Raw genomic sequence first — 25173 nt, 5'->3', positions numbered from 1 at the left:
CTTTCCCTCCCTCGGGGCGCTGGCGGAGAGATGGGGCTTCTCGGATGGACAAGGTGGTGGCCACGGCCGGGGAGGCGGTGGCCGATGTACCGGACGGCGCCTCGCTGGCCGTGGGCGGTTTCGGGCTGAGCGGCGTGCCGAACGTGCTGATCCAGGCGCTGTACGAGCGCGGGGTCGGCGGCCTGTCGGTGGTGTCGAACAACTGTGGGGCGATGGAGTCCGGGCTGGCGGTGCTGCTGGCGGCCGGGCGGATCGCCCGGGTGACCGGTTCCTACATCGGCGCGAACAAGGAGTTCGCGCGGCAGTACCTGGCCGGTGAGCTGGAGGTGGAGCTGATCCCGCAGGGCACGCTGGCCGAGCGGCTGCGGGCCGGCGGCGCCGGCATCCCCGCCTTCTACACGCCGGCCGGGGTCGGCACGCAGGTCGCCGAGGGCGGGCTGCCCTGGCGGTACGACGGTGCGGGCGGCGTGGCGCTGGCCTCCCCGGCGAAGGAGGTGCGGGAGTTCGACGGCACCGAGTACGTGCTGGAGCGCGGCATCCGCACCGACTTCGCGCTGGTGCGGGCGGCCAAGGGCGACCGGCACGGCAACCTCGTCTTCGGCAAGTCCGCCCGGAACTTCAACCCGCTCGCCGCGATGGCCGGCAAGGTCACGATCGCCGAGGTGGAGGAGCTGGTCGAGCCCGGCGAGATCGACCCGGACGCGGTGCACCTGCCGGGGATCTTCGTGCAGCGGGTGGTGGCGCTGACGCCGCAGCAGGCGGCGCACAAGCTGATCGAGAAGCGGACGGTGAGTTCCTGATGGCCTGGACACGTGAGGAGATGGCCGCGCGCGCGGCCCGGGAGCTGCGCGACGGCCAGTACGTCAACCTCGGCATCGGCCTGCCGACGCTGATCCCGAACCACCTCCCGGCCGGCGTCGAGGTCACCCTGGAGTCGGAGAACGGCATCCTGGGCACCGGCCCCTACCCCACCGAGGAGCAGGTCGACCCGGACCTGATCAACGCGGGCAAGGAGACCGTCACAGTCCTGCCCGGCGCCTCCTTCTTCGACTCGGCCCTCTCCTTCGGAATGATCCGCGGCGGGCACATCGACGTCGCCGTGCTCGGCGCGATGCAGGTCTCCGCCCGGGGCGACCTGGCCAACTGGGCCGTGCCGGGGAAGATGATCACCGGCATCGGCGGCGCGATGGACCTCGTCCACGGCGCCCGCACGGTCATCGTCGTGATGACCCACACCGCCAAGGACGGCAGCCCCAAGATCGTCACCGAGTGCTCGCTGCCGCTCACCGGCAAGGCGTGCGTGGACCGGATCATCACCGACCTCGGCGTCCTCGACGTCACCGGGGACGGACTCGTCCTGGCCGAGACGGCGCCCGGGGTGACCGCGGACGAGGTCATCGCCAGGACCGGCGCCGAGATCGTCACCCTGGAGGGTGTGAAGTGAAGGACGTCTACCTCGTCGACGCGGTCCGCACCCCGATCGGCAAGTACAACGGCTCCCTGGCCTCCGTCCGCCCGGACGACCTGGCCGCGCACGCGATCCGCGAACTGCTCGCCCGCACCCCCGGCCTGGACCCGGCCCGTATCGAGGACGTGTACTTCGGCAACGCCAACGGCGCCGGCGAGGAGAACCGCAACGTCGGCCGCATGGCCGCCCTGCTGGCCGGTCTGCCCACCTCGGTGCCCGGCGTGACCGTCAACCGGCTGTGCGCCTCCGGCCTGGAGGCGGTGATCCAGGCGGCCCGCGCCATCGCGGTGGGCGACGCCTCCATCGCCGTCGCGGGCGGGGTGGAGTCGATGACCCGCGCCCCCTACGTGCTGCCCAAGAGTGACAAGCCGTTCCCGGCCGGGCACACCGAGCTGTACTCCACCACCCTCGGCTGGCGCATGGTCAACCCGGGGATGGAACCGCAGTGGACCATTCCGCTGGGCGAGTCGGCCGAGCTCATCGCGGACAAGCACAAGATCACGCGGGAGCAGCAGGACGAGTTCGCCCTCGCCAGCCACCACAAGGCCGCGCGCGCCCGGGCCGAGGGCCTGTTCGACGCCGAGCTCGCCCCGGTGGCCGTCCCGCGGCGCAAGGGCGACCCGGTCGTCGTCGCCGACGACGAATGCGTCCGCGCGGACGCCTCCCTGGAGGCGATGGCCAAGCTGAAGCCGTCCTTCCGCAAGGACGGGGGCACGGTGACGGCGGGCAACGCCTCCCCGCTCAACGACGGCGCCGCCGCCCTGCTCCTGACCGACGAGGAGGGCCTGAAGGCCACCGGCCGCGAACCGCTGGCCCGTATCTCGGCGACCGGCGTGTCCGCGACCGACCCGCACTACTTCGGCCTCGCCCCCGTGGAGGCCGTCAACCGGGCGCTGGCCAAGGCGGGCCGGACCTTCGCCGACCTGGACGTGCTGGAGCTGAACGAGGCGTTCGCCGCCCAGGTGCTGGGCTGCGTGGCCGAGTGGCCCGAGTTCGACCCGGCGATCCTCAACCCCCAGGGCGGCGCCATCGCCCTCGGCCACCCGCTGGGCGCCTCCGGTGCCCGCCTGGCCGGCACCCTCGCCCACCAGCTCGCCCGCAAGGGCTCCGGCACCGGCGTCGCCACCCTCTGCATCGGCGTCGGCCAGGGCCTCGCCCTCGTCCTCGAACGCTAGGTCCCCGACCGCCAGGAAGCGCACAGGAATCCCCCATGACTCTCACTCAGCAGGACATCGACGCGGAGATCGCGGCCGAGCACGCCGCGTACGAGAAGCGGGTCGCCGACGGCGCCCCCGTCGAGCACCACCCGCGCCGCGACTACGCCCCCTACCGCTCCTCGGTGCTGCGCCACCCCAAGCAGCCGCCGATCGCCATCGACGTCACCAAGGACCCGGAGCTGGTGGAGCTGTCCTCCCCCGCCTTCGGGGAGCGGGACATCACCGAGATCGACAACGACCTCACCCGGCAGCACACCGGCGAGCCGGTCGGCGAGCGCATCACCGTCTCCGGCCGGCTGCTGGACCGCGACGGCCGCCCCGTGCGGGGCCAGCTCGTGGAGATCTGGCAGGCCAACTCGGCGGGCCGCTACGCCCACCAGCGCGAGCAGCACGACGCCCCGCTGGACCCGAACTTCACCGGTGTGGGCCGCACCCTCACCGACGACGACGGCTTCTACCGGTTCACCACCATCCAGCCCGGCCCCTACCCGTGGCGCAACCACGTCAACGCCTGGCGCCCGGCCCACATCCACTTCTCGGTCTTCGGCTCGGCGTTCACCCAGCGGCTGGTGACGCAGATGTACTTCCCGAACGACCCGCTGTTCCCGTACGACCCGATCCTGCAGTCGGTGACGGACGACGCCGCCCGGCAGCGGCTGGTGGCCACGTACGACCACAGCCTGTCGGTGCCGGAGTTCTCCCTCGGCTACCACTGGGACATCGTGCTCGACGGCCCGCGGGCCACCTGGATGGAAGAAGGACGCTGACCCGCCATGACGAAGATCGACACGAGCAGCCCCGAGAACGTGCTGCCCACGCCGTCGCACACGGTCGGCCCGTTCTACGGGTACGCGCTGCCCTTCCGCGGCGGCGAGGAGATAGCCCCCCTCGGCCACCCCGAGACGATCACCGTGCACGGGTACGTGTACGACGGTGAGGGCAGGCCCCTGCCGGACGCGCTGCTGGAGGTGTGGGGACCGGACCCGGACGGCAACCTGCCGACGGCGGACGGCTCGATGCGCCGGGACCCGGCCACGGGCGGCTTCCTCGGGCGCAACGGCGTGGAGTTCACCGGGTTCGGGCGCATCCAGACCGACGCCGACGGTCACTGGTACGTGCGGACGCTGCGCCCGGGGGCGCGCGGCGCGCACGCCCCGTACCTGAGCCTGTGCGTCTTCGCGCGCGGCCTGCTGGTGCACCTGTTCACCCGGATCTACCTGCCGGGCGACGAGGCGGCGCTCGCCGCCGACCCTCTGCTGTCGCGGGTGGAGGACGGGCGGCGCACCACGCTGATCGCCGCCGACGAGGGCAACGGCACGTACCGTTTCGACATCCGCCTTCAGGGCGAGGGCGAGACGGTCTTCCTGGAGTTCCAGTGACATCAGCAGTATCCGACGGAAGCCTGCTCGCCCCCGGGTGGGCGGGCTCCCCGGCCGCCGACGCCACCGGTGACACCGCGTACCTGCGGGCGCTGCTGGAGGCGGAGGCGGCCCTCACCCGCGCCCAGGCCGCGCTCGGCCTCGCCCCGGACGAGGCGGCGACGGCGGTGACCGAGGCGGCCGAGGCGGCCCGCTTCGACACCGCCTCGCTGGCCGAACGCGCCCGCGGCGGCGGCAACCCGGTGATCCCGCTCGTCGCCGACCTGACCAAGGCGGTCGGCGAGGAGCACGGACCGTACGTCCACCGGGGCGCGACCAGCCAGGACATCCTGGACACGGCGACGATGCTGGTCGCCGCGCGCGTCCTGGACCTCGTCCTGGCCGACCTGGGCCGTACCGAGCGGGCACTGGCCCGGCTGGCGGCCGGGCACCGCGACACCGCGATGCCGGGGCGGACGCTCACCCAGCACGCCGTACCGACGACGTTCGGGCTGAAGGCCGCCGGGTGGCGCTCGCTGGTGCTCGACGCCCGCGACCGGATCGCCGCCGTGCGCGGCGGCCTGCCCGTCCAGCTCGGCGGCGCGGCGGGCACGCTGGCGGCCTTCGGGGCGTACGGCGCCCCGGACCCGGCCGCGCTGCCGGCGGCGTACGCCCGCGAACTGGGCCTGGCCGCCCCGCTGCTGCCGTGGCACACCCTGCGCACGCCCGTCGCCGACCTCGCCGGGTGCCTGGCCTTCACCGCCGGGGCGCTCGGCAAGATCGCCGCGGATGTGCTGGTGCTGTCCCGCACCGAGACCGGCGAGGTGGCCGAGGGCAGCGGCGGCGGTTCGTCGGCGATGCCGCACAAGGCCAACCCGGTGCGGTCCACGCTGATCGCGGCGGCGGCCCGGCGCGCACCGCAGCTCGCCGCCACGCTGTACGGCTCGCTGGCCGCCGAGGACGAGCGGCCGGCCGGCGCCTGGCACGCCGAGTGGGAGCCCCTGCGGGACCTGCTGCGGCTGACCGGCGGCGCCGCCCGGGACGCCGCCGAACTGGCCGAGGGGCTGCGGGTGCGGCCCGAGGCCATGCGCGCCCACCTCGGCCTCACCCACGGACTGGTCGTGTCCGAGCGGCTCTCCGCCGAACTGGCCCCCGTGCTGGGGCGGGCCCGCGCCAAGGCCCTGCTGACCGAGCTCGCCCGGCGGGCCTTCGCCGAGGGCCGCGCCCTCGGCGACCTGCTCGCCGAGGAGCCGGAGCTGCGGGACACCGGCCTCGACCTCGACGGGCTCACCGACCCGTCCCGGTACACCGGCTGTGCCGGAGTTCTCACCGACCGCGCTCTGGAGCGACGTTGAACGACACCCTTCTCCATCACCGCGCCGAAGGCCCCGCTTCCGCTCCCCCGCTGCTGCTCGGGCCCTCGCTCGGCACCTCCTGCGCCCTGTGGGACCGGGTGGCGCCCGAACTGTCCACCGGGCACCGGGTGATCCGCTGGGACCTGCCGGGCCACGGCGGATCCGCGGCGGACCTCGTCACTGCCGGCGCCACCGTCGGCGACCTCGCCGACCTGGTGCTCGCGCTCGCCGACGCGCTCGGCGTGGAGCGGTTCGCCTACGCCGGGGTGTCGCTGGGCGGCGCGGTCGGGCTCCACCTGGCCCTGCACCACCCCCAGCGGGTGTCGTCGCTGGCGGTCGTCTGCTCGTCGGCGCACTTCAACGGGGCCAAGCCCTGGCAGGAGCGGGCCGCGCTGGTGCGGCGCGAGGGACTGGCACAGCTCGCCGAGAGCGCGGACGGCCGCTGGTTCACGCCCGGTTTCACCGTGCCGGAACTGGTTAAGGACCACCGGGACGCCGACCCGGAGGCGTACGCCGCCTGCTGCGACGCGCTGGCCGCGTTCGACCTGCGCGACCGGCTCGGCGAGATCTCCGTGCCGACGCTGCTGATCGCCGGCCGCGAGGACCCGGCCACGCCCCCGGCGCACCTGCGGGAGATCGCCGACGCCGTGCCGGGCGCCACGCTGGTGGAGATCCCGGGCGCCTCGCACCTGGCGCCCGCGGAGCGGCCGGAGGCCGTGCTGGCCGCGCTGCGCGGCCACCTCGACGGGCACGCCCGGCGGGGCATGGCGGTGCGGCGCGCGGTGCTGGGCGACGCCCACGTGGACCGGGCCCAGGCCCGGCAGACCCCGTTCACCGCCCGGTTCCAGGACTTCATCTCGCGCTACGCCTGGGGCGAGATCTGGACCGACGACACGCTCTCCCGCCGCGAACGCAGCATGATCACGCTGACGGCGCTGGTGGCGCACGGCCATTACGAGGAGCTGGCCATGCACGTGCGGGCGGCCCGGCGCAACGGGCTGACGCCCGAGGAGATCGGCGCGGTGCTGCTCCAGACGGCCGTGTACTGCGGTGTCCCGGCGGCGAACTCGGCGTTCGCCACGGCCCAGCGGGTGCTGGCGGAGGAACCGGCGGAGGAAGAGGGGCGGGGCGGCGCGGGCTGACCCGCCGGCCGTTCTGGGCGGGGCGCCGTGTGCGCGCCTTCGCCCGGGGCGGTGCACCGTGTGCGTGCGCTTCCATCCCCCCGGGGCGGGGCATCGTCTCCGGGTGGCGCGTCGCGTGGGCGTGCCACCCGCCTCGGGCGGTGGGCTACAGCGGTACGCCCACCGCCTGCAGGGCCTTCTCGGCCCGTGCCGCCAGACCGTCGGCGCCGCACGACCGGGCCAGGGCCAGGCCCCGTTCCAGTTCGGCCGTCGAGCGGGCGGCGATACCGTACTCGACGCGGGCCGCGGCGTGCTCGTACTGGCAGGGCGATGCCTCCAGGTAGGCGACCGCCTGGGCGGCGAGCCGGACCGCGCGCTGCCCGGTCTCCAGGGCGGCGGCGCAGCGCAGGGCCTCGCCGATGGCGGTGTCCGTGCCGAAGCGCTCGGCCTGGCGGCGGGCGTCGGAGGCGAGCCGGGCGGCGCGGGCGGGGTCCTCGGCGGCGACGGCCCGGGCCAGGTCGACCGCCCACGGGACCAGCACCGGGTTGTGGTGGCCGCGGGTGGCCGCCGCCTTCTCCGCGGCCTCCAGTTCACCGATGCCGTCCTCGGTGCGGCCCACCGCCAGCAGCAGCCGGCCGCGCACCGAGCGCGGGTCGGGCAGCACGATGGTGGACGGGTACGGCGGGGCGAAGCCGTACTGCTCGGCGATCGACCATGCCTCGTCGACATGGCCGCGGGCGAGCAGCGTGTCGACCAGGTTGCAGGTGGCGGACCAGTACAGGGGCAGGCCCCTGCCCACCCGTTCGGCCAGCCGCAGCGACTCGCGCAGGGCGTCCTCCGCCTCCGTCAGGCGGCCTCGCCGGCGGTGGCCGAGCCCCAGGTAGGCGTGGGCGAGGGCGAGGTGGCCGCCGCTCCAGCCGGCGGACTGGTAGGCGCGCAGGGCGTCGGTGAAGAGGGCCTCGGCGCGGTCGAGGCGGTCGGTGTAGGCGTAGGAGCTGGCCAGCATCATCGGCAGTTCCAGGCCCCACTCGGTGTCGGTCCAGCCGAGCCCGGGTGCGAGACGGCCGTTGACGAGGGCGCGGTCGCACAGCTCGGCGACCTCCTCCGCGTTCTCGCCGTGGGTCATCGCGTCGAAGCCGCGCAGGATGAGCAGGGCCCGCTCGGCGTTGTCGCGGCCGGTGCAGGTGGCGGCGAGGGCGGCCAGGCGCGCGGAACGGTCCGGTGAGGCCGTCTCCCCGGCGTGGATGCCCTCCCACATGTACCGGACGGCCTGCAACCGCAGCCGGGCGGGCCCGTCGGGGAGCCGGGCGGCCTCCGTCCCGACCGTGCGCAGGGCCTCGTCGAGCTGGTTGTTGTGGGTCAGCGCCTGGGAGAGGCGGAAGACGGCGTCGACGCGTGCCTGCCCGTCCAGGCCCGGCATGGCCAGGGCGCTGCGCAGGTGGGCGATGGTGGTGGCGGGCGCGGTGAGCAGCGTGGCACAGCCCAGCTCGTAGAGCACGCGCGCGTGGGTGTCGGGCGACGGCGGTTCGTCCAGGGCGCGTTCCAGGCAGCGGCGGGCCGCGTCGGGGGCGCCGACGGCGAGGTGTTCGCGGGCCGCCTCGCGCAGCTGCTCGACGATCTCCTGGTCGTCCTCGGGGTGGACCTGGATCAGGTGGCGGGAGGCGGCCGCGGCGCCGAGGCCCAGGTCGGCGACGATCTGGGCGGCGATGCCGTGCATGGCGCGGCGCAGCGCGTCCGGGATGGAGTGGTAGACGGCGCTGGCGATCAGCGGGTGCACGAACTCCAGCTCGCCGAGGACGGCCGGTCCGGCGGCGGGATCGGGCTCGGTGAGGATGCGGGCGTCCCGGAGCAGGTCGGCGCAGCGGACGGCGTCGTCACGGTCCATGGTGGCGAGCCGGGCGACCATGTCGACGGTGATGCCGGTGCCGAGGATGGCCGCCGCCCAGGCGAACCGGGTGGCGTCGACGCCGAGGTCCTCCAAGCGGGAGACGAGGCCGCCGCCGCGGGCGGCGCGGTTCAGGGCGCGCAGTTCACCGGCCTGCGCCTCGACCGGTTCCAGCTCGCTGTCGCGCACCTTGGCGAGGAGTTCGACGGTGTCGTACGGGTTGCCGCCGGTGACGGCCCACACCTCGCGGCAGAACGGGGCGTCGGCGTGCGCGCCCAGCGTGGCGCGGGTGAGCCCGGCGGTCGCCTCCGGGGTGAGGGCGCTGAGCGTGGCCAGGGGGCGGGCCGCGGCGGCGACCGTGTCCAGGAGACGGGCGCTCTCGCCGTCGGCCTCACCGGGCCGGCGGGCGGCCACGACCAGGACAGGCAGGTCCTCCAGCCGCTCGGCGAACGCGGCGAGCCAGCGCAGGGTCTCCTGGTCGGCCCAGTGGACGTCGTCGAGGAGCAGCACCAGCGGGTACTCCCGCCGGGCGAGCCGGCGCACGGCGGTGACGAGGCCGTCGCAGACGCCCTGCGGGTCGGCCTGCCGCTCACCGGGGTCCGCTATGCCGAGGGCGGGGCCGACGACGTCGTACCGGTCGCCGAGGTACTCCCGCGCCTCCTCCGGGAGCATCGTCACCAGGGCGGGCTGGAGCAGTTGCCGGACCACGTTGAAGGGGACGGACCGGAGGGTCTCGCCGCCGCGGGCCGACCACACCGTGCAGCCGGCGCGTTCGGCGATGCGCCGGGCCTCGGCCAGCAGGGCGGTCTTGCCGAGTCCCGCCTCGCCCCGCAGCACCAGAACGGTGCCGGGCGACGAGCGGTCCGCGCACAGGGCGTCGACCGCCTGTGTGAGAACGGCGATCTCCTGATCGCGCTCCCACAGGGAAGCCGAGGTGGCGGCCGTGGGCCGTACCTCCGTCATCCCGCTACCTCCCCAAGTCGCCCGAACGACGTACAGACCTTGAGCGTAGCCGCCCCGCGGACTGAGTGGTGAGCGGTCCGGGCAGGACTTGCCGAGACGGGTGACACCGGGTACAGGAGGGCGACGCACGGGGCCTCTCACCGGCCGCGCGGCACCTCACGGTCAGTCAGCAGTGGGGAGGCGAAGGGAAGTTGGGAGAGGAAGGCAACCAAAAGGCGAGGCGGGACCCGCGGGACCGGGGCGACCGGGGCGGGGCGCGGGGCCGGCGGGCGCTGGTGGCGGGCTCGGTGGGCAATCTCATCGAGTGGTACGAGTTCGGTGTCTACGGCTACTTCGCGACGGTCATCGCGGAGCGGTTCTTCACGCCCGAGGGCGGTGGCGAGGCCGAGGCCCTGGTGAAGACGTACGCCTCGTTCGCGCTGGCGTTCTTCTTCCGGCCCGTCGGCGCGGCGCTGTTCGGCCGGCTGGGCGACCGGATCGGGCGCCGGCCGGTGCTGGTCCTGGTGATCTCGCTGATGACGGCCGCGACGACGCTGATCGGCGCGCTGCCGACGTACGCGCAGGCCGGTGCCCTCGCGCCGTGGCTGCTGACCTTCCTGCGCGTGCTGCAAGGGCTGTCGGCGGGCGGGGAGTTCGGGGGCGCGGTGTCGGTGATGACGGAGTTCGCCCCGCCGGGCCGGCGCGGGCTGTACGGGTCGTGGCAGTCGTTCACGGTGGCGCTCGGGCTGCTCGGCGGGGCGGGAGCGGCGGCCTTGCTGGCGACCGTGCTGACCGAGCGGCAGCTGGGCGAGTGGGGCTGGCGGCTGCCGTTCCTGCTGACGCTGCCACTGGGTTTGGGGGCGCTGTGGCTGCGGCTGCGGCTGGACGAGACGCCGGCCTTCCGCGAGGAGCGGGAGCGGGTGACGCCGCCCGCGCGGGAGGTGGCGGGGGCGATCGCCCTGGGCGCGGGGCGGATCATGGGCTGGGCGGCAGCCGGGTACACCTTCCTGGTCGTCCTGCCGTCGTACCTGCAGAGCAGCCTGGACGCGAGCTTCCGGCAGGCGCTGCTCGCCACCGTCCTGGCCAACCTGGGGTTCGCGGTGACGATCGTCCCCGCGGGGCTGCTCAGCGACCGGGCCGGGCGGCGGCCGGTGATGCTGACGGGGGCACTGCTCGTGGCGGTGTCGGCCCTTCCGCTGCTGAACCTCCTCCAGGACCCGGGCGCCTCGAACGCCGCGAAGGGGGCGGCGGTGTTCGCCGCGGGGGCCGTGGTGGGGCTGATGGCGGGGCCCGGGCCCGCACTGCTGTCGGAGATGTTCCCGACGCGGGTGCGCTACACCGGGCTGGGACTCGCCTACGCGCTGTCCAACGCGGTGTTCTCCGGCTGCGCGGGGCTCGTCATCACCGAGACGGTGGAGCGGACCGGGAACGTGGACGTCCCCGCGTACTACGCGGCGGCCACCTGCGCGGTGAGCGCGCTCGCCCTGGCCGCCGTACCCGGGCGGACGGGACGCCGGGCGCCTGCCGCCACCGAGGAGGGGAGGTGAGTCCGGAGGAGGTGACGGAGGTGACGGAGGTGAAGGGGGCGACGGAGGCTAAGGGGGCGACGGAGGCTAAGGGGGCGACGGAGGTTAAGGGGGCGACGGGAGCGTTGGAGGCCACGAGGGCGATGAGAGTGATCGGGCTGATGTCCGGTACGTCGTACGACGCCATCGACGCGGCGGCGGCCGATCTGCGGCTGTCTGGGGACACCCTGGTGCTGGAGCCGCTCGGGATGGTGAGCGAGCGGTACGACGACGAGGTGCGCGAGGCGCTGGCCGCCGCGCTGCCGCCGGCCGGTGTGACGCTCGCCGACGTGTGCCGGCTCGACACCCGGATCGGGCGGGCGTTCGCCGCGGCGGCCGTCCGCGCCGACCGCGACCTGTGCTCCGGCCGGGCCGAGCTGGTCGCCTCGCACGGGCAGACCGTCTACCACTGGGTGGAGCGGGGGCGGGCGCACGGCACCCTCCAGCTCGGGCAGCCGGCCTGGATCGCCGAGGCGACCGGGCTGCCCGTGGTCGCCGACTTCCGGCCGCGTGACATCGCCGCCGGAGGGCAGGGCGCCCCCTTGGTCAGCCTGGTCGACCTGCTGTGGCTGCGCGGCCGGCCGGGCACACCGGTCGCGCTGAACATCGGCGGGATCGCCAACCTCACCGCGCCGGACGGGACCGCCTTCGACACCGGGCCGGGCTGCGCGCTGATCGACGCGGCCGTGCGGGAGTACGGCGGCGGGCGGGCGGCGTACGACGCGGACGGGGCGCTGGCCGCCCGGGGCCGGGTGCACGGGCCGCTGCTGGAGCGGCTGCTCGCCGAGCCGTACTACGCGCTGCCTCCGCCCAAGACGACGGGCAAGGAGCTGTTCCACGCCGGTCTTCTGCGGGAGGCGCTGGCCGGGTGGGAGGCGCTGCCCGCCGAGGACGTCGTCGCCACGCTGACCCTGCTCACCGCCCGCACGATCGCCGACGCCGTGCGGGCGGCCGGTGCCACGGAGGTGATCGCCTCGGGCGGCGGCACCCGCAATCCCGTCCTGATGGACCTGCTCGGGCGGTCGCTGCCGGGGACGGCGCTGCGCACCTCCGACGAACTGGGGCTGCCGGCGCAGGCGAAGGAGGCGTACGCGTTCGCGGTCCTGGGGTTCCTGACGGCGCACGGCCTGCCGGGCACCGACCCGGCGAGCACCGGGGCGCGGCACCCGAGCGTGCTGGGGTCGGTGACGCCGGGCCGGGACGGGTTCCGGCTGCCGCCGCCGGCGCGGGAGCGGCCGGTGCGGCTGGTGCTGGGGTGACCCGGACGTCCGGCGGGCGCACCCGCCCGGGCCACCTCGAGGCCGGTCCTCTCATCGCGCTTTCACCGACGCCTCATACGGTGGGCCCATGACGCAGGTGACTCCTCCCGGGTGGTACCCGGACCCCGGGCAGACAAGTGACGGTCCCGCGACCGAGCGCTGGTGGGACGGCAAGGCGTGGACGGACCGGATCCGCTCCGCGGGGCCCGACGCCGGGGACCCGCCGCCTCCATCGCCGTCGGCAGCGGAAGCGGAAGCGGAAGCGGAAGCGGAAGCAACGGTGCCGGCGGACGGAGCGGCAACGCTGCCCGGGCAGCCGGCGGCCACGGACGCGGCCGAGCCCGGACGACCGGAACACGGCGAGCAGCCGGCACGGACACCGGCCGACGCGGCACAGCCCAGCCCCTCGTCGGCGACCGCGGCACCGTCCGGCCCTCCTCCGGCGACCGCGGCACCGTCCGAACCGCCGGCGCGCACCGAACAGCCGACGCAGCCACCGGCCGACGGAACACCGGCCGGGTCCGGAGCCGACGGCACGCCGGCCGGGCCCCCGGCGTACTCGGTGCCGCAGGCTTCCCCCGGACAGCCCACACATCCCGGGTCCCCCGCGTATCCCGGACAGGCCGCGTTTCCCGGTCCCCCCGCCTACCCCGGCTACCCGGCGTATCCCGCGCAGCCGCCGGCCGGACGGCGGCGGGGGCTGCGCACCGGCATCGCCGTGGGCCTGGCCGCGGCCGTCCTCGCGAGCATCGGCGTCGGTGTGTACGCCCTCACCGACGGAACCGACCGAAGCGACCGCGGCGCGGCACCCCGGCAGCAGGACCGGGACCGTCCGGGCGGCCCCTTCGGGGACGGGGACGGCGGTGCCTCGCCGTCCCCGGACCCGTCCGATCCGCCGAAGGTCGACAGCGGGTCGGTGACCGACGCGCTCAGCGGGATCAGCCTGCCCGTCCCGGACGGCTGGTACGGCCAGCAGATGCAGGTCGGCGCGCAGGTGACGTCGGACGACTCCTACCCGTGCCCCGGCGACACCTCCCAGTCCTGCACCAAGGGCGGCGCGTACTCGGCGCCCGCGATGCTGCTCGGCACCAAGGGCGGCACCGCCGAGGAGGTCGCCAAGGCGGACATCGCGGCGAACGCGGAGGAGTCCTACGGCAAGGGCTACGGCTCGATCACCTCGCACGAGGTGCTGGCGTCCGAGGCGGTGACCGTGGCCGGGCAGAAGGGTTACCTGGTGCGCTGGAAGGCGGTCACGAGCAAGGGCTCCGACGGCTATGTCGAGTCGCTCGCCTTCCCCGCGCCGAAGAACCCCGAGCAGATCGTCGTCGTCCGCTTCGGCGTCGACGTCGGCGAGGGGCAGGGCGTGATCGACGAGATCACGAAAGGCATCGAGAAGGCGTCCGGGGGCGGCAACGACGGAGAGCGGGTGTAACGCCTGTCAGGGAGTGAGCTGCGGCTATTGCTCCGACCGCAGGGGTTCGCCGGGGCGGCGGCCGTGGCGGTCGGATGTGCGGTGACATCCGATCCGACCGCTGGAGGCGCTGTGGCCGAGCCTGTCCGTGTGCGCAGACCGACCGGCCAGGAAGGGCAGCGGCTACAGCAGATCGTGCGCCGGGGCGGTACCGACTCGGCGCGCCACCGGCGCGCGACGATGTTGCTCGCCGCGGCCGGTGGGAACCGGGCACCGACGTCATGCCGATTGCGGTCGTCGCCACAGCAGCACGACCGCCCAAAGACCTGCCAGGCACGGGGCCATGCCGACCCAGCCCAGCGCCGGCGGCAGGCCGGTCGCACCAGAGGTGTCCTTGGTGAGCAGCTCGGCCAGCCCGACGCCGATGCCGAACACGAGCATCACGGCGGAGGCGGGCCGGGCCCACCGCTTGCCGGCCCTGACAGCCCAGGCCGCCCCGAGCCAGCAGACGACGCCGAGCACCCCGACGACCGACAGCAGGACCACGTAGGCGTCGACGGCCGTGTCGATGCGCGCCTGGTCATAGCCGGGGTAGCCGGACCGGATGTGGTCGGCCATCAGGTGGGTGGCGGATCGGTCGGCGTAAGGAACGGCCGCCGCGAGAACGGTGAGACCGAGGCCCGTGTACATCGCCGCGACAGCCCCTCGCTCCGGGTGTCTCGTCATCATCGGGCTGTCGCCCTTCCGCTTCGTCCGACGAGAGAGGTGCGGAGGAATTCGAGGATTTCCACCCGCGCGGGCCCGGCCTGCTGCGCCACGGCCGGCAAGCTGAGGAACGCGTGCCCCGCTCCGGGGTGTTCGACAAGCCGTGTACGCGTCCCGGATGCCTGGAGTCGTTCGGCGTAGCGGCGGCCGTGATCGGCCAGCGGGTCGTGGGACGGGATCACCACCAGCGTCGGGGCCAGCCCGCTCAGGTCCTCGGCGTGAAGCGGCGAGAGAGCGCGAGGGTCGGCACCGGACGGGACAGCGAGCCGCTGGAGAAGTCGCAGCTGGGGCACGGTGAGAGTCGGGGTGTGGGCGTGCCGGGTGACCGAGTCATGGTCGAACATCGCTTCGGTCACGTCGGCAACGGGGTTGACCAGCACCTGCGCCTGCAGCCGCAGGCCGGCGTCTCTGGCCCGGATCGCTGCCATTGCGCAGATCAGCCCGCCACAGCTCTCGCCGAAGACCGCGGTCCGCGCCGGGTCGATGCCCCACTGAGCGGCATCGCGCAGCAGGTGCCGTAGGACATCCCAGCCGTCGTCGACGGCGGCCGACAGCGGGGTGCCCGGAGCGAGCAGGCGGTGCTCGACCGACACGACGAGGGCGGGCAGTCGGACGGCCAGATGGCTGTTCACCCAGTCGCTCTGCACGGCCGTGCCCACGAAGCCGCCTCCGTGCACGTGGAGCACGAGTGGCAGGTCCGTCCGGTCGGTGCCGTCACCGTCGCGCCCGGAGGCCGGCCGGTACACCCGGACCGGCAGCTCACGGCCGGGCAACGCCAGTTCCCGCCAGCCGATCGCGGCGCCGGGATCCGGTTCCCCCGTCATCGCCCGCGCCGCGGTGGACGCCCGCCAGCGGTTCTCCGCGTTCCGGTAGGCGGCCAGCTCTTCATCCGTCACCGCCTCCCAGTCCGGCGCCGCCGGCCGCTTCGTGGCTGTGATCTCGGTCATGGTCTCTCCTTGCTCTGCGGAGTTGTCAGTCCTGTGGGACTCGATGCCCCTCGGGGGTTCGAGAGCCCGGTAGTACCGATGGCCATGCGGACGGCCGCGCCAACCGGGCCGCCAGCTCCCATGCCTGCTCGGGACGCGGGTTGGCGCCGGTCAGCACCGTCGCCAAGCGGACACCGGCGACCGCGCCTTCGGCGATCGCCGCCAAGCCCGCGGCCCCCGCCGGTTCCAGGACGATCCCGAGCGTGCGTGCGGCCAGCTCCATGGCGGCGGCGATGGCCTCGTCCGTCACCAGGACCATCTCGTCCACCAAGGCACGGGCTCGACGCACCGAGGCATCCAGCGGGCTGCGCACCGCGATTCCATCGGCGAAGGTGCGGGCGCGTTCGACAGGGACCGCGCGGCCGGCGCGCAGACTTGCCAGCATCGAGGGGGCGCCCTCGGCGTTGACTCCCACGATCCGGGTGCCGGGTGCGTACTCCTTCATCCAGCGAGCCACGCCGTTGATCAGCGCGCCGTCGCCGACCGGGAGCACGACGGCGTCGAAGCGCGGACCGCACGTGCCACCGGATGCGCCGCGGGTCAGCTCCACCCCGATCGTCCCGGCGCCCTCGGCGATCGCGGCCTGCAGGCCGTCCTGCAGGTGGACGCGGTCGGGATGGTGTTCGGCGTGGGCGGCTGCCGCCGCGCGAGCCGCCGAGCCGTCCGCCCCTGCCACGATGACCCGGGCGCCGAAGGTCTCCATCCGTTCCCGCTTGGCGGGGTTGACCGTCTCGGGCACGAACACCTCGACCGGCATCCCGCGGGCGCGTCCCGCGTAGGCGAGGGCCTGCCCGAAATTGCCCGAGCTCGCGCATACCACCGGTGTGCCCGGGGCGAGCGTGCTCAGCATCAGGTCGGCGCCCCGGCCTTTGAAGCTGCGCACCGGGTTGGCGGTTTCCAGTTTCACCGTCACCATGCGGTCGTCCAGCGCCCTGCACAGCTGCTCGTCGAGATACTGCGGGGTGTTCAGGAATACCGGATCGATCACTTGCACGGCCTGCTCGATGCGCGCCACGTCCAGATCCATGCGCAACGTCTTTCCTCGGGGGCTGCGGACTCACCTGACGCTATGCGGACGCCCGGTCGAAGCGATTGAAAATTTTCGCGCCGCGGCGCAATATTTTTGCGTGCCCGAACCGCCTCCGCTGCATCTGGACGAAATCGACGCCCTGTTGCTGGACCTGCTCCAGCGCGACGCCGGGCAGACCCTGCACGCCCTCGGTGAACAAGTCGGGCTCTCACCGAGCGCCGTCCAGCGGCGGATCGCCCGCTACCGCAAGGACGGCCTCATCACCAGGCAGGTCGCTGTCCTCGACCCGCAGCGCTTCGACCCCGCCGTCCTGGCCACGGTGCTGGTGACGCTCGATCAGGAATCCTTCGAGCACCACCGCGCGTTCTCCCGACGGATGTGCTCGGATCCGCAGGTTCAGCAGTGTTACCAGGTTGCGGGTCCCTGGGACTACGTGGTCGTCCTGGCCGCCAGGAGCACGCGCGACTGCAGCCGGCTCGGCGACCGCTTGTTCAAGTCGGACGACAACATCAGGCGCTACGAGACCCTGGTCGTCTTCGAGACCGTCAAGACCGGCCTCGCCTTCCCGCTTCCCGGGCCACAGCCCTCTCGGCCACAAGACGGGTGACCGTTGGAGTCCCTGACAAGGGCGCTCAGCCCTGGTGACCAAGATCCGTCTCCCACGGGAAAGCCGAACGGCCCCCGGAATGCGCCAGTTACGCCGGGGGTCGTCGAAGGGCGGGCGGTGAGCGGCTGCCCGACCGGAGTCGGTGCTACGGAGGCGGGCCGTGGCTGAGCCGTCACCGGCTCGGTCGGTGCGCGAGCCGGTGACGGGATCTGGTGCGGGCGGCCGTTCGAGCTCCCCTGCCCGGACGACCGCCCGGCCCGCCGGCGCCGCGTTCGTCCTACGACGCCGACGGGAGTCTCAGCCCTGCCGGGTGCCGGGCCGGGGACCATGGGGGTGGGCGCGGATGAGGACGTTGCAGTCCGAGACACGCGAGCCGTCTCCCGCCGACCGGGCCTCCTCCCGCTCCCGTGCGAGGCTCCGGCACGTCCGGCATCCCGTCACCGGGGGCGGCTCGGGAGGGAGCACCCCGAGGGCGGGGGGCGGGCTCATGGCGTCCGAGGGCGTCATCGGCGGTACTTCCTGATGAGCCGGGACAGGGCGCGGCCGGTCTCGCACCGGCCGACGTCGTCGACGCAGGGCTCGCACATGGCGACGTGGGTGTAGAGGGCGAGCTGCGCGCGGATGCCGATGTGGCGGTGGCAGGCGCGCGGCCACCACCGTCCAGCCTCCGGGTCCGTCCGCTCGCCGAGGTCGACGGCCGTCTCCGTGGTGAGGCGTTCCGCGCCCCAGACGCAGACCGCGCCGCGGGCCTGGTCGGCGGTCAGCACGTCGAGCGGGGGCAGCACGAGCAGGACCAGCGCCTCGGGTGGGATCTCGCGGGTAGTGCCGGTCACGGTGTCCGGCATGGCTGGGGTCTCCACGGTCGAGGTGATACGTCTCACACACAGGACCGTAGGCCGCGGTACAACAGAGGGGGCACGCAAAGCGCGTGCCTTGTTTCGGGGGCGTACATGGACACTGGCATCGGGCGCCGCATCGCTTACTGGCGCGGCCTGCGCGGCTTCACCCAGACCGACTTCGGCCGGCTCATGGGGCAGACGAAGAGGTGGGTGCAGGACCTCGAAGGCGGGAAACGCCAACAGGACCCTCGTCTGTCGGTGCTGGTGCGCGCGGCCGAAGTCCTGCGCGTCCCCCTGGAGCAGCTCTTGTCCGACAGCCCGCCCCCGCCGCCGGCGGGTAGCGGCCCGCCCACCGAGGCCCTCGCCGTCATCGACGCGCTGTACGCCCCGGGCAGCAGCGATGACCCATCCGCGCCGGGCGTACTGCAGCGGCGCCTCACGTACTGCTGTGAGGCGTTCCAGGCGTGCCACTACGCCACGCTCGCGCGGGAGCTGCCGGCCCTGATCCGTGGTGCCGAGCAGGCCGCGCACGCCGCAGGCGTAGGTGAGCAGTCGGACGCGCAGGCCCTGCTGTCCCGCGTCTACCAGCTCGCCACTTCGTACCTGCACAAGTACGGCTCGGCGACGGCGATCCAGGCAGCGCTCGCCGCGGACCGTGCGCTGGCCGCCGCCGAACGGTCCGGCGACCCCGTACAGACGGGGGCTGCGGCACGACGGATCGCGAAGAGCCTGGTGTACCAGCAGCGGCCGGAGGCCGCGGTCGCCTTCGCTACGGCTGCCGCTCGCCGGCTGTCCGCCGACCTCACCGAACGCGGGCCGCTCGGTCTGTCCACCCTCGGCATGCTCTACCTGTCCGCCGCGCTCGCCGCGTCCTCGCAGGAGCGGACCCCATGTCGAGTCCGTGCAGCCTGTGACTACGTCGACGAAGCAGAGGACGTCGCCAGGCGACAAGGTGGTGACCGCGACGAGGACTACACCCAGTTCGGCCCGACCAACGTCACTCTCCACCGGATGGACGTGCTGCTCCGCTTCGAGGACGGCTGGTCCGCCCTCGAAGCCGCCGGCGACCTCAAGCCCGAGGCACTCGCCGGCCTGTCCCGAGAGCGGCAGGTCGGCCACCATGTCGCGATGGCCCGCGCCTCGCTCTTGACGCGGTGCAAGGACGACGCCGCGGAAGCCCTTCTGAAGGCCGACGAACTGGCGCCCGAAGAGGTGCGCGGTCGGCCGGACACGGTAAATCTGGTGAAGGACGTCGTCGGGGTGACGGCTCATCCGGGGCCGGGCTTGCGCGCGTTGGCCAAGCGCTGTGGACTCCGGACATGACGAAGCCGGTTCTGTACCTGATCGCCTGCGCTGCGGGCCCCACCCAGTACATCGACGACGGAGTCCGTGCCGCTCAGGCGGACGGCTGGGACGTGTGTTTGGTCCTCACGCCGTCGGCCGCCGCCTGGTGGGAGCCGCGGATGCAGGAGCTGATCGACTTGACGGGGCATCCGGTGCGGTCGCGGTACAAGCTGCCGTGGGAGAAGGACGCGCTGCCGAAAGCGACGGCGATGCTGGTGGCGCCGATGTCGTGCACGACGCTGAACAAGTGGGGTGCGGGAATCAGCGACACGCTGGCGATCGGGTTGCCGTCGGAGGCGGTGAACATGGGCCTGCCGGTGGTGGCGATGCCGTACTTCAACCGGGCGCAGGGTGCGCAGCCTGCGGTGGCCCGTTCGATCGCCGCGCTGCGGGAACAGGGTGTCCTGGTCCTCGACGGGCCGGACGGGTATGAGTCGCATCCGCCGAAGCAGGGGGACCCGAAGTCGTATCCCTGGGAGAAGGCACTTGATGGGGTTCGGCGTCAGGTGAGGCGCTCGTAGGCCTAAATCATGCTCCCTGAGCCTGCCGCCCCTGGTGCCGTGGGCCTGCCGACGAGCTCGACGCGGAGAGCCGTGCCCTGGGGCCGCACCCGGCGGTGCCGCTCGCGGCGGGCGGCGGAAGGAGTACGCGCGGCTGTGCGCGGAGCTGCGGCAGGTGCGGCGCGGGGACGTCCGGCCGTCTTCTCCCCCACCGGGCCCGGTGACGGAACGGCCGGGTGGGGCGCCCCTCCGCTCAAGAGGCGTCCCACCCGGCCGGGGGGTGCGCGCCGCCCCCGTCCCCACGGGTCGGCGCGGTCAGGTCGCCGTCCAGTCATCCCGTGGACGGCGGCCTGAGTCTTCAGGTGAGGCCGAGTGCCGGCAGCACGGCGGCCTCCACGAAACGGACCAGGTAGTCCGCGTCGGCGTACTCGCCCTCCACGACGGGCCGCACCCGCAGGACGCCGAACATCTGCGCGGGCACGTACTCCAGCGCCGGATGGCCGGCCGGAACCTCGCCCCGCGCCACCCCGCGGTCCAGGATCTCCCGGAGCGCGGCGATCTCGGGCTCGACGAGCGCCTCCCGCAGGGCCTGCTGGAGTTCCGGGTCCTGCATGACGGCGTGCCCGAGCGCCTGGAGCAGCCGGGTGTCCTTGCCCGACCACTCGCCCGCGGCCCGGGCCGCCTGGCGCAGGTCCTCGGCGAGCGAGCCGGTGTCGATGCCGGCGAAGCGCACCCGGCGGTGGGAGCGCAGGGCCGCCGCCACGAACTGCGGCTTGGTCTTCCACTGCCGGTAGAGCGTGGACTTGCTGCACCGGGTGCTGGCGGCGACGCCCTCCATGGTGACGGCGTCGTACCCGCACTCCCGGATCTGTTCGAGGACCGCGTCGAAGAACTCCTGCTCACGCTCGGGCGTGATCTTGGAGCGGCGCGAGGCGACGACCGTGTCCGGTCGGTCCGCGGCCTGCGGCGTCATCGGCTGCACTCCTCGCTCGGATCCGGTGGCCAAGGGCCCGTACTCCACCTGTGCTCCAGTGTGTCGTACGGCCATCGATACGCCAGTGTACCGGTACTCGGGCGTATCGGTACACTTGCGTATCGGTACGGGAACGTATCGATGAGAACCGTCACCCTCCCGTACCGGTCGGCTCACCACCCGCGAGCCCGGCAGAACCGGCGAGTCACCAGCTCCGCCACACCACCACACGCACCACCGTCAGCGAAGGGGCCGGGGGATGAATGCCCGCACCGAGCCTGCAGAAGCGGAGCCCGACGCGTCAGCGCGGCCACCGCTCATCCGTGAGCTCCTGCTCGTCGCAGGGCTTTTCCTCGTCTACAAGTTCGGCCGCCAACTGGCGACCGGCCACACCGGCGAGGCGTTCCGCAACGCCCGTCACGTGTGGGACCTGGAACGCGCCCTGCACCTGCCCGGCGAGGGCACGGTGCAGTCCCTGCTGCTGCACGGCGACGCCCTCGTGCACGTGGCGAACACCTACTACGCCACCGTGCACTTCCCGGCCACCGCGGCCTTCCTGGTCTGGCTGTACCTGCGGCGGCCGGCGCACTACGTCTGGGTCCGCCGGGTGCTGGCCGCGGTGACCGCCGCCGCGCTGGTGCTGCACCTGACGTTCCCGCTCGCCCCGCCGCGGATGCTGGCCGCGACCGGCCTGATCGACACCGCGCGGGTGTACGGGCCCTCGGTCTACGGCCCGCCGCAGAGCGACCACCTGTCGAACCAGTTCGCGGCCATGCCGTCGCTGCACTTCGGCTGGGCTCTGATGCTGGCGATCGGGCTGATGGCAGCCACCCGGTCGCGGCTGCGCGCGCTGTGGCTGCTGCATCCGCTGCTGACCCTGCTGGTGATCGTGGGAACGGCGAACCACTACTGGCTCGACGCGATCGTGGCGACGGCCCTGCTCGGCCTCGCGCTCGCGGTGATCCGTCCGCCGCACCGGAAGGCGGCCACCACGGTGCGCCCCCGGCACACGCCGCGACCGGCCGTGGCGGGGCACGCCCTCCCGGCCGTGGCGGGGCAGCGGCGGACGGCACCGGTCACCGCCCGCGAACCCGCACCGGCCACCACCCGGGAATCCATACCGGTCGCTGCACGGGAATCCATGCCGGTCACCGCACAGGAATCCATACCGGTCGCTGCACGGGAATCCATGCCGGTCGCTGCACGGGAATCCATGCCGGTCACCGCTCAAAAACCCCTGCCGGCCATCATCCGCGCGGCTCCGCCGCCCTCGCCTCCCACCGGGCGGACGGGTGCGGCCGGGCGCAGGCTGCTCGGGGTGGGCCGATGAGCGCCGCGCTGCTCGCCGTCGTCCTCTCCCTCGTCTCCGCCGTCGCCTACGCCGCCGCGGCCGTCGCGCAGGAGCGGCTGGCGTCCCGGTCCGCCGGGGCGGGCACGCTGCGGCTGCTGGCCAGCAGCGCGTGGTGGTGGTCGGTGGCGCTGAACGCGTCGGCCGCGCTGCTGCACGTCGTGGCGTTGAAGTACGGCCCCCTGACCGTGGTCCAGCCGCTCGGCGCGCTCACCCTGGTGGCCGCGGTGCCCATGGGGGCGCGGCTCGCGGGGCGGCGGGTGAGCGCGGTGGAGTGGCGTGGCACCGGTCTGACCCTGCTGGGTCTGGGCGCGCTGCTGATCACCGCGTCCGGTCCCGCGCCCGACGACGTGCTCAGCGTCCCCGAGGCGCTGGTGGTGGCGGGTGTGACCGCCGCGCTGATCGGCACGCTGTCGTGGCCGGGCTCCCGGCCGGGGCTGCGGCACGCGACCGCGTCCGGGGTGGCCTCCGGGGTCGCGTCGGCGCTCACCCAGACGGTGACGGTCGCCGTCACCGACCGTTCGGGCCCGCTGCTCGGCGTGCAGGTGATCGGCGTGGCGCTGCTCGTCGCGGCCTTCGCGACCGGCGGGCTGCTGCTGGCGCAGACGGCGTACCGGGGCGGCCTGGGGGCGCCGCTGGCGGTGGTGACCCTGGCCAATCCCGTCGCCGCCGCGGTGATCGGCCTCTGTCTGCTCGGCGAACGGCTCCAGGGCGGCCCCGTCGGCGTACTGCTGGCTCTGGCCGGGGCGGCGCTGGCCGCCTGGGGCGTGCTCCTGCTCACCCGCGCCGCCGCCACCGGCCCCGGCCGGTCCCCGGACCAGAACCAGGACCAGAAGCAGAACCAGGACCGGGACGGCGCCGGGCAGTGGTCCGGCACCCCACACCGGGGCGGCGCCCGGCGACAGGCCGCGGCCACCCCCGCCCCGCACCGGGACGACCACCCGGTGGCCGCCGTCCTCGCCCTGGAGTCCGGCCCCGTCTCGCCGGCCGGACCGGCGCTGGTGCCCCGGCCCCCGCAGCAGGAGCCGGGCCACCTCACGCCTCTGTAGCCGCTACTCGGTGACGGTGGCCGGGTCGCTCACCCCGGGCCGCCCGTTCTCCACGTGTCCGGCGAAGCGGCGCAGGAAGGCCGGGTCCGCCTCGGAGGTGACGGTCAGGTCGTACCAGCGCCGGCTCGCCGCGAGGTCGATCCGGCGCTTCACGGTGGCGCCGGGGCGCACGGTGACGGTCGTGGTGCGGTTGCCGTAGGCGTCGGCCAGCCTCAGCCGGACCGTGCCGGTACCGGTGTGGGTGAAGGTCAGCTCCACGTCGTCGCCGGTGTGCCGGGCGGTGACCTCCGGTCCGGCGGCCTTCCCGGCTCCCCGGAAGGCGCGCAGGAAGCCGTTGGGGCCGTGCACGGTCAGGTCGTGGGCGCCCTTCGAGTACGCCGGGTTCCAGGTGTCGGAGATCGTCTTGCCGGCCTCGGTGGTGTACGTCCAAGGGCCGTCGGTGCGGTTGCCGGAGGTGACGAGGAAGGCGGCGCCGGCCCGGGCGCCGGAGGCGAAGGTGAGCGTGTACGTCCCGGTCTCCGGGTCCGCCGAGCCGTCCACGTAGGGGGCGTACTTCAGCGGGCGGGCCGGGCGCAGGCCCCGCTCCTGCTTCGGCATGCCGGGGTCGGCCGGCGGGGTGGGCCGGTAGTCGGGGTGGCGCTCGCGGTCCGGCGGCTCGTAGCCGTCGGTGTCCGGCAGGCCGACCGGGCGGCTGTCCTTGCGGGAGAAGTCGAAGGCGGAGGTCAGGTCGCCGCAGACGGCCCGCCGCCACGGGGAGATCTGCGGCTCGCGCACGCCGAAGCGGCGTTCCATGAACCGGATGATCGAGGTGTGGTCGAAGGTCTCGGAGCAGACGTAGCCGCCCTTGCTCCACGGCGAGACGACCAGCATCGGCACGCGCGGGCCGAGCCCGTAGGGGCCGGCCGGGCGCTTGCCGTCGCCCGGGTAGAGGTCGAGGGAGACGTCGACGGTGGACCTGCCCCGCGCGGCGGACTCCGGCGGCAGCGGCGGCACCACGTGGTCGAAGAAGCCGTCGTTCTCGTCGTAGGTGATGAACAGGGCCGTCTTCGCCCACACCTGCGGGTTGGCGGTGAGGGCGTCCAGGACCTGGGCGATGTACCAGGCGCCGTAGTTGGACGGCCAGTTGGAGTGCTCGGAGAACGCCTCGGGGGCGGCGATCCACGACACCTGCGGCAGCCGGTCCGCCTTCACGTCCGCCCGGAGCCGGTCGAAGTAGCCCTCGCCCGCCTTGGCGTCCGTGCCCGTGCGGGCCTTGTCGTACAGCGGGTCGCCGGGCCGGGCGTCGCGGTAGCTGGTGAAGTACAGCAGCGAGTTGTCGCCGTAGTTGCCGCGGTAGGCGTCGTCGATCCAGCCCCAGGAGCCGGCCGCGTCCAGGCCGTCGCCGACGTCCTGGTAGATCTTCCAGGAGATCCCGGCCTTCTCCAGGCGCTCGGGGTAGGTCGTCCAGCCGTAGCCCAGCTCGTCGTTGCCGAGGACCGGGCCGCCGCCCGTGCCGTCGTTGCCGGTGTGGCCCGTCCACATGTAGTAGCGGTTGGGGTCGGTGGAGCCGATGAACGAGCAGTGGTAGGCGTCGCAGACGGTGAAGGCGTCGGCGAGGGCGTAGTGGAAGGGGATGTCCTCGCGGGTGAGGTAGGCCATGGTGGTGGTGCCCTTGGCGGGCAGCCACTTGTCGTACCTGCCTCCGTTGTAGGCGGCCTGGCCGTCGGGCCAGCCGTGCGGCAGGCCCTCCAGGAACTGCATGCCGAGGTCGTCGGCGTCCGGGTGGAAGGGCAGGACCTCCTTGCCGTCCTTCGTCTGATGCCACACGGACTTGCCGCTGGGCAGGGTCACCGGGCGCGGATCACCGAAACCGCGGACGCCTCTCAGCGTGCCGAAGTAGTGGTCGAAGGAACGGTTCTCCTGCATCAGGACGACGATGTGCTCGACGTCCTCGATCGACCCGGTGCGGTGGTTGGCCGGGAGCGCGGCGGCCCGCTGGATGGTGGCGGAGAGCGCGCCGAACGCCGTGGTGGCGCCCGCGAGCTGGAGGAATCGGCGCCGGTTGACTTCGGGCATGGACGAGGAACCTCTCCCCTGTGACGTGGTTCTGCCGGCCGGTGGTCGGTGACGGAGTGCGCGCGGAAGGAGTGTTTCAGGGGCACCGAACGTCAG

At 73.8% G+C, this 25173-nt stretch carries 21 protein-coding genes and 3 pseudogenes; 17 read left to right on the top strand and 7 right to left on the bottom strand.

All coding sequences use genetic code 11. The features are described from left to right. Positions 1–44 precede the first annotated feature (44 nt). From ABZ340_RS13895 to pcaD, 7 genes are read left to right on the top strand one after another with little or no spacing between them, the layout of a single operon-like run. On the top strand, positions 45–800 hold the full coding sequence (locus tag ABZ340_RS13895; RefSeq protein WP_358781982.1) for a CoA transferase subunit A: 756 nt from the start codon (positions 45–47) through the stop codon (positions 798–800). Continuing rightward, positions 800–1444: a CoA transferase subunit B gene (locus tag ABZ340_RS13890; protein ID WP_358781981.1), complete on the top strand. Its 645-nt coding sequence runs from the start codon at positions 800–802 to the stop codon at positions 1442–1444. Before ABZ340_RS13895 ends, ABZ340_RS13890 begins: the two co-directional genes overlap by 1 nt. Continuing rightward, complete coding sequence (locus tag ABZ340_RS13885) at positions 1441–2643, top strand: thiolase family protein (protein WP_358781980.1); 1203 nt, start codon at positions 1441–1443, stop codon at positions 2641–2643. Before ABZ340_RS13890 ends, ABZ340_RS13885 begins: the two co-directional genes overlap by 4 nt. A 35-nt stretch (positions 2644–2678) precedes the next feature. Continuing rightward, entirely contained in the window at positions 2679–3452 is a 774-nt protein-coding gene (pcaH, locus tag ABZ340_RS13880) for a protocatechuate 3,4-dioxygenase subunit beta (protein WP_358781979.1), read from the top strand. A 6-nt stretch (positions 3453–3458) separates the two neighbouring features. Further along, positions 3459–4064, top strand: a complete 606-nt coding sequence (gene pcaG / locus ABZ340_RS13875; protein ID WP_358781978.1) for a protocatechuate 3,4-dioxygenase subunit alpha — start codon at positions 3459–3461, stop codon at positions 4062–4064. Further along, entirely contained in the window at positions 4061–5398 is a 1338-nt protein-coding gene (pcaB, locus tag ABZ340_RS13870) for a 3-carboxy-cis,cis-muconate cycloisomerase (protein ID WP_358781977.1), read from the top strand. The genes pcaG and pcaB overlap by 4 nt, the downstream gene beginning before the upstream one ends. Further along, on the top strand, positions 5395–6540 hold the full coding sequence (pcaD, locus tag ABZ340_RS13865; RefSeq protein ID WP_358781976.1) for a 3-oxoadipate enol-lactonase: 1146 nt from the start codon (positions 5395–5397) through the stop codon (positions 6538–6540). The genes pcaB and pcaD overlap by 4 nt, the downstream gene beginning before the upstream one ends. 145 nt (positions 6541–6685) lie before the next feature. Here pcaD and ABZ340_RS13860 read toward each other — a convergent pair whose 3' ends face one another. Further along, positions 6686–9367: an AAA family ATPase gene (locus ABZ340_RS13860; RefSeq protein WP_358781975.1), complete on the bottom strand. Its 2682-nt coding sequence runs from the start codon at positions 9365–9367 to the stop codon at positions 6686–6688. 272 nt (positions 9368–9639) lie between these two features. On the opposite strand from ABZ340_RS13860, the gene ABZ340_RS13855 reads away from it, so the two are divergent. The 5 genes and pseudogenes from ABZ340_RS13855 to ABZ340_RS13835 all read left to right on the top strand — a co-directional run. Further along, the gene (locus ABZ340_RS13855; RefSeq protein ID WP_358782023.1) at positions 9640–10893 is read left to right on the top strand and encodes an MFS transporter; all 1254 of its coding nucleotides are present in this window, start codon (positions 9640–9642) and stop codon (positions 10891–10893) included. 122 nt (positions 10894–11015) lie between these two features. Then, a complete protein-coding gene (locus ABZ340_RS13850; RefSeq protein WP_358781974.1) occupies positions 11016–12170 on the top strand; it encodes an anhydro-N-acetylmuramic acid kinase in 1155 nt (384 codons plus the stop codon). Positions 12171–12258: 88 nt separating this feature from the next. Beyond that, positions 12259–12369, top strand: a pseudogene (locus ABZ340_RS13845) (DUF2510 domain-containing protein); the annotation flags it as partial. A gap of 363 nt (positions 12370–12732) precedes the next feature. Beyond that, a complete protein-coding gene (locus ABZ340_RS13840) occupies positions 12733–13602 on the top strand; it encodes a hypothetical protein (RefSeq protein WP_358782022.1) in 870 nt (289 codons plus the stop codon). A gap of 111 nt (positions 13603–13713) precedes the next feature. Beyond that, positions 13714–13857, top strand: a pseudogene (locus ABZ340_RS13835) (IS630 family transposase); the annotation flags it as partial. Positions 13858–13860: 3 nt separating this feature from the next. Here ABZ340_RS13835 and ABZ340_RS13830 read toward each other — a convergent pair. The 3 genes from ABZ340_RS13830 to ABZ340_RS13820 are packed head-to-tail and all read right to left on the bottom strand — an operon-like array spanning position 13861 to position 16359. After that, entirely contained in the window at positions 13861–14271 is a 411-nt protein-coding gene (locus ABZ340_RS13830; RefSeq protein WP_358781973.1) for a hypothetical protein, read from the bottom strand. A gap of 35 nt (positions 14272–14306) precedes the next feature. Further along, the gene (locus tag ABZ340_RS13825; RefSeq protein WP_358781972.1) at positions 14307–15293 is read right to left on the bottom strand and encodes an alpha/beta hydrolase; all 987 of its coding nucleotides are present in this window, start codon (positions 15291–15293) and stop codon (positions 14307–14309) included. A gap of 25 nt (positions 15294–15318) precedes the next feature. Continuing rightward, positions 15319–16359, bottom strand: a complete 1041-nt coding sequence (locus tag ABZ340_RS13820) for a pyridoxal-phosphate dependent enzyme (protein ID WP_358781971.1) — start codon at positions 16357–16359, stop codon at positions 15319–15321. Between the two features lie 100 nt (positions 16360–16459). Here ABZ340_RS13820 and ABZ340_RS13815 point away from each other — a divergent pair, with 100 nt between their 5' ends. After that, entirely contained in the window at positions 16460–16969 is a 510-nt protein-coding gene (locus ABZ340_RS13815; RefSeq protein WP_358781970.1) for an Lrp/AsnC family transcriptional regulator, read from the top strand. A gap of 503 nt (positions 16970–17472) precedes the next feature. Here ABZ340_RS13815 and ABZ340_RS13810 read toward each other — a convergent pair. Beyond that, positions 17473–17850, bottom strand: coding sequence for a hypothetical protein (locus ABZ340_RS13810; protein ID WP_358781969.1), 378 nt, complete (start codon positions 17848–17850; stop codon positions 17473–17475). Positions 17851–17919: 69 nt separating this feature from the next. Here ABZ340_RS13810 and ABZ340_RS13805 point away from each other — a divergent pair, with 69 nt between their 5' ends. Together ABZ340_RS13805 and ABZ340_RS13800 are read left to right on the top strand one after the other, a co-directional pair. Beyond that, the gene (locus ABZ340_RS13805; RefSeq protein WP_358781968.1) at positions 17920–19131 is read left to right on the top strand and encodes a helix-turn-helix transcriptional regulator; all 1212 of its coding nucleotides are present in this window, start codon (positions 17920–17922) and stop codon (positions 19129–19131) included. Further along, complete coding sequence (locus tag ABZ340_RS13800) at positions 19128–19673, top strand: flavoprotein (RefSeq protein WP_358781967.1); 546 nt, start codon at positions 19128–19130, stop codon at positions 19671–19673. Before ABZ340_RS13805 ends, ABZ340_RS13800 begins: the two co-directional genes overlap by 4 nt. Before the next feature lie 337 nt (positions 19674–20010). Here the strand turns inward: ABZ340_RS13800 and ABZ340_RS13795 are convergent, their stop codons facing one another. After that, positions 20011–20625, bottom strand: a complete 615-nt coding sequence (locus tag ABZ340_RS13795; protein ID WP_358781966.1) for a TetR/AcrR family transcriptional regulator — start codon at positions 20623–20625, stop codon at positions 20011–20013. Positions 20626–20884: 259 nt separating this feature from the next. Here ABZ340_RS13795 and ABZ340_RS13790 point away from each other — a divergent pair. Both ABZ340_RS13790 and ABZ340_RS13785 read left to right on the top strand, forming a co-directional pair. Continuing rightward, positions 20885–21604, top strand: a pseudogene (locus ABZ340_RS13790) (phosphatase PAP2 family protein); the annotation flags it as partial. 347 nt (positions 21605–21951) lie between these two features. Continuing rightward, positions 21952–23022 carry a hypothetical protein gene (locus ABZ340_RS13785; protein WP_358781965.1) on the top strand — a complete coding sequence of 357 codons (1071 nt, stop codon included), beginning with the start codon at positions 21952–21954 and terminating at the stop codon, positions 23020–23022. A 3-nt stretch (positions 23023–23025) separates the two neighbouring features. Here the strand turns inward: ABZ340_RS13785 and ABZ340_RS13780 are convergent, their stop codons facing one another. After that, on the bottom strand, positions 23026–25077 hold the full coding sequence (locus ABZ340_RS13780) for a phosphocholine-specific phospholipase C (protein ID WP_358781964.1): 2052 nt from the start codon (positions 25075–25077) through the stop codon (positions 23026–23028). Between the last annotated feature and the right edge of the window lie 96 nt (positions 25078–25173).

The organism is Streptomyces sp. NPDC006134, from assembly GCF_040628835.1.
In the GTDB taxonomy this organism is placed as follows: domain Bacteria; phylum Actinomycetota; class Actinomycetes; order Streptomycetales; family Streptomycetaceae; genus Streptomyces.
The sequence above is the reverse complement of the archived record's forward strand: the minus strand, read 5'-3'. Positions and strand labels throughout refer to the sequence as shown.

Excerpts from the sequence above, each read along its gene's own strand:
- pcaH (WP_358781979.1), top strand. The coding sequence starts at position 2,679 with ATGACTCTCACTCAGCAGGACATCGACGCGGAGATCGCGGCCGAGCAC.
- ABZ340_RS13895 (WP_358781982.1), top strand. The coding sequence starts at position 45 with ATGGACAAGGTGGTGGCCACGGCCGGGGAGGCGGTGGCCGATGTACCG.
- ABZ340_RS13805 (WP_358781968.1), top strand. The coding sequence starts at position 17,920 with ATGGACACTGGCATCGGGCGCCGCATCGCTTACTGGCGCGGCCTGCGC.
- ABZ340_RS13830 (WP_358781973.1), bottom strand. The coding sequence starts at position 14,271 with ATGTACACGGGCCTCGGTCTCACCGTTCTCGCGGCGGCCGTTCCTTAC.
- ABZ340_RS13850 (WP_358781974.1), top strand. The coding sequence starts at position 11,016 with ATGAGAGTGATCGGGCTGATGTCCGGTACGTCGTACGACGCCATCGAC.
- ABZ340_RS13825 (WP_358781972.1), bottom strand. The coding sequence starts at position 15,293 with ATGACCGAGATCACAGCCACGAAGCGGCCGGCGGCGCCGGACTGGGAG.
- ABZ340_RS13860 (WP_358781975.1), bottom strand. The coding sequence starts at position 9,367 with ATGACGGAGGTACGGCCCACGGCCGCCACCTCGGCTTCCCTGTGGGAG.
- ABZ340_RS13800 (WP_358781967.1), top strand. The coding sequence starts at position 19,128 with ATGACGAAGCCGGTTCTGTACCTGATCGCCTGCGCTGCGGGCCCCACC.
- ABZ340_RS13780 (WP_358781964.1), bottom strand. The coding sequence starts at position 25,077 with ATGCCCGAAGTCAACCGGCGCCGATTCCTCCAGCTCGCGGGCGCCACC.
- pcaG (WP_358781978.1), top strand. The coding sequence starts at position 3,459 with ATGACGAAGATCGACACGAGCAGCCCCGAGAACGTGCTGCCCACGCCG.
- ABZ340_RS13785 (WP_358781965.1), top strand. The coding sequence starts at position 21,952 with ATGAGCGCCGCGCTGCTCGCCGTCGTCCTCTCCCTCGTCTCCGCCGTC.
- ABZ340_RS13890 (WP_358781981.1), top strand. The coding sequence starts at position 800 with ATGGCCTGGACACGTGAGGAGATGGCCGCGCGCGCGGCCCGGGAGCTG.
- ABZ340_RS13795 (WP_358781966.1), bottom strand. The coding sequence starts at position 20,625 with ATGACGCCGCAGGCCGCGGACCGACCGGACACGGTCGTCGCCTCGCGC.
- ABZ340_RS13820 (WP_358781971.1), bottom strand. The coding sequence starts at position 16,359 with ATGGATCTGGACGTGGCGCGCATCGAGCAGGCCGTGCAAGTGATCGAT.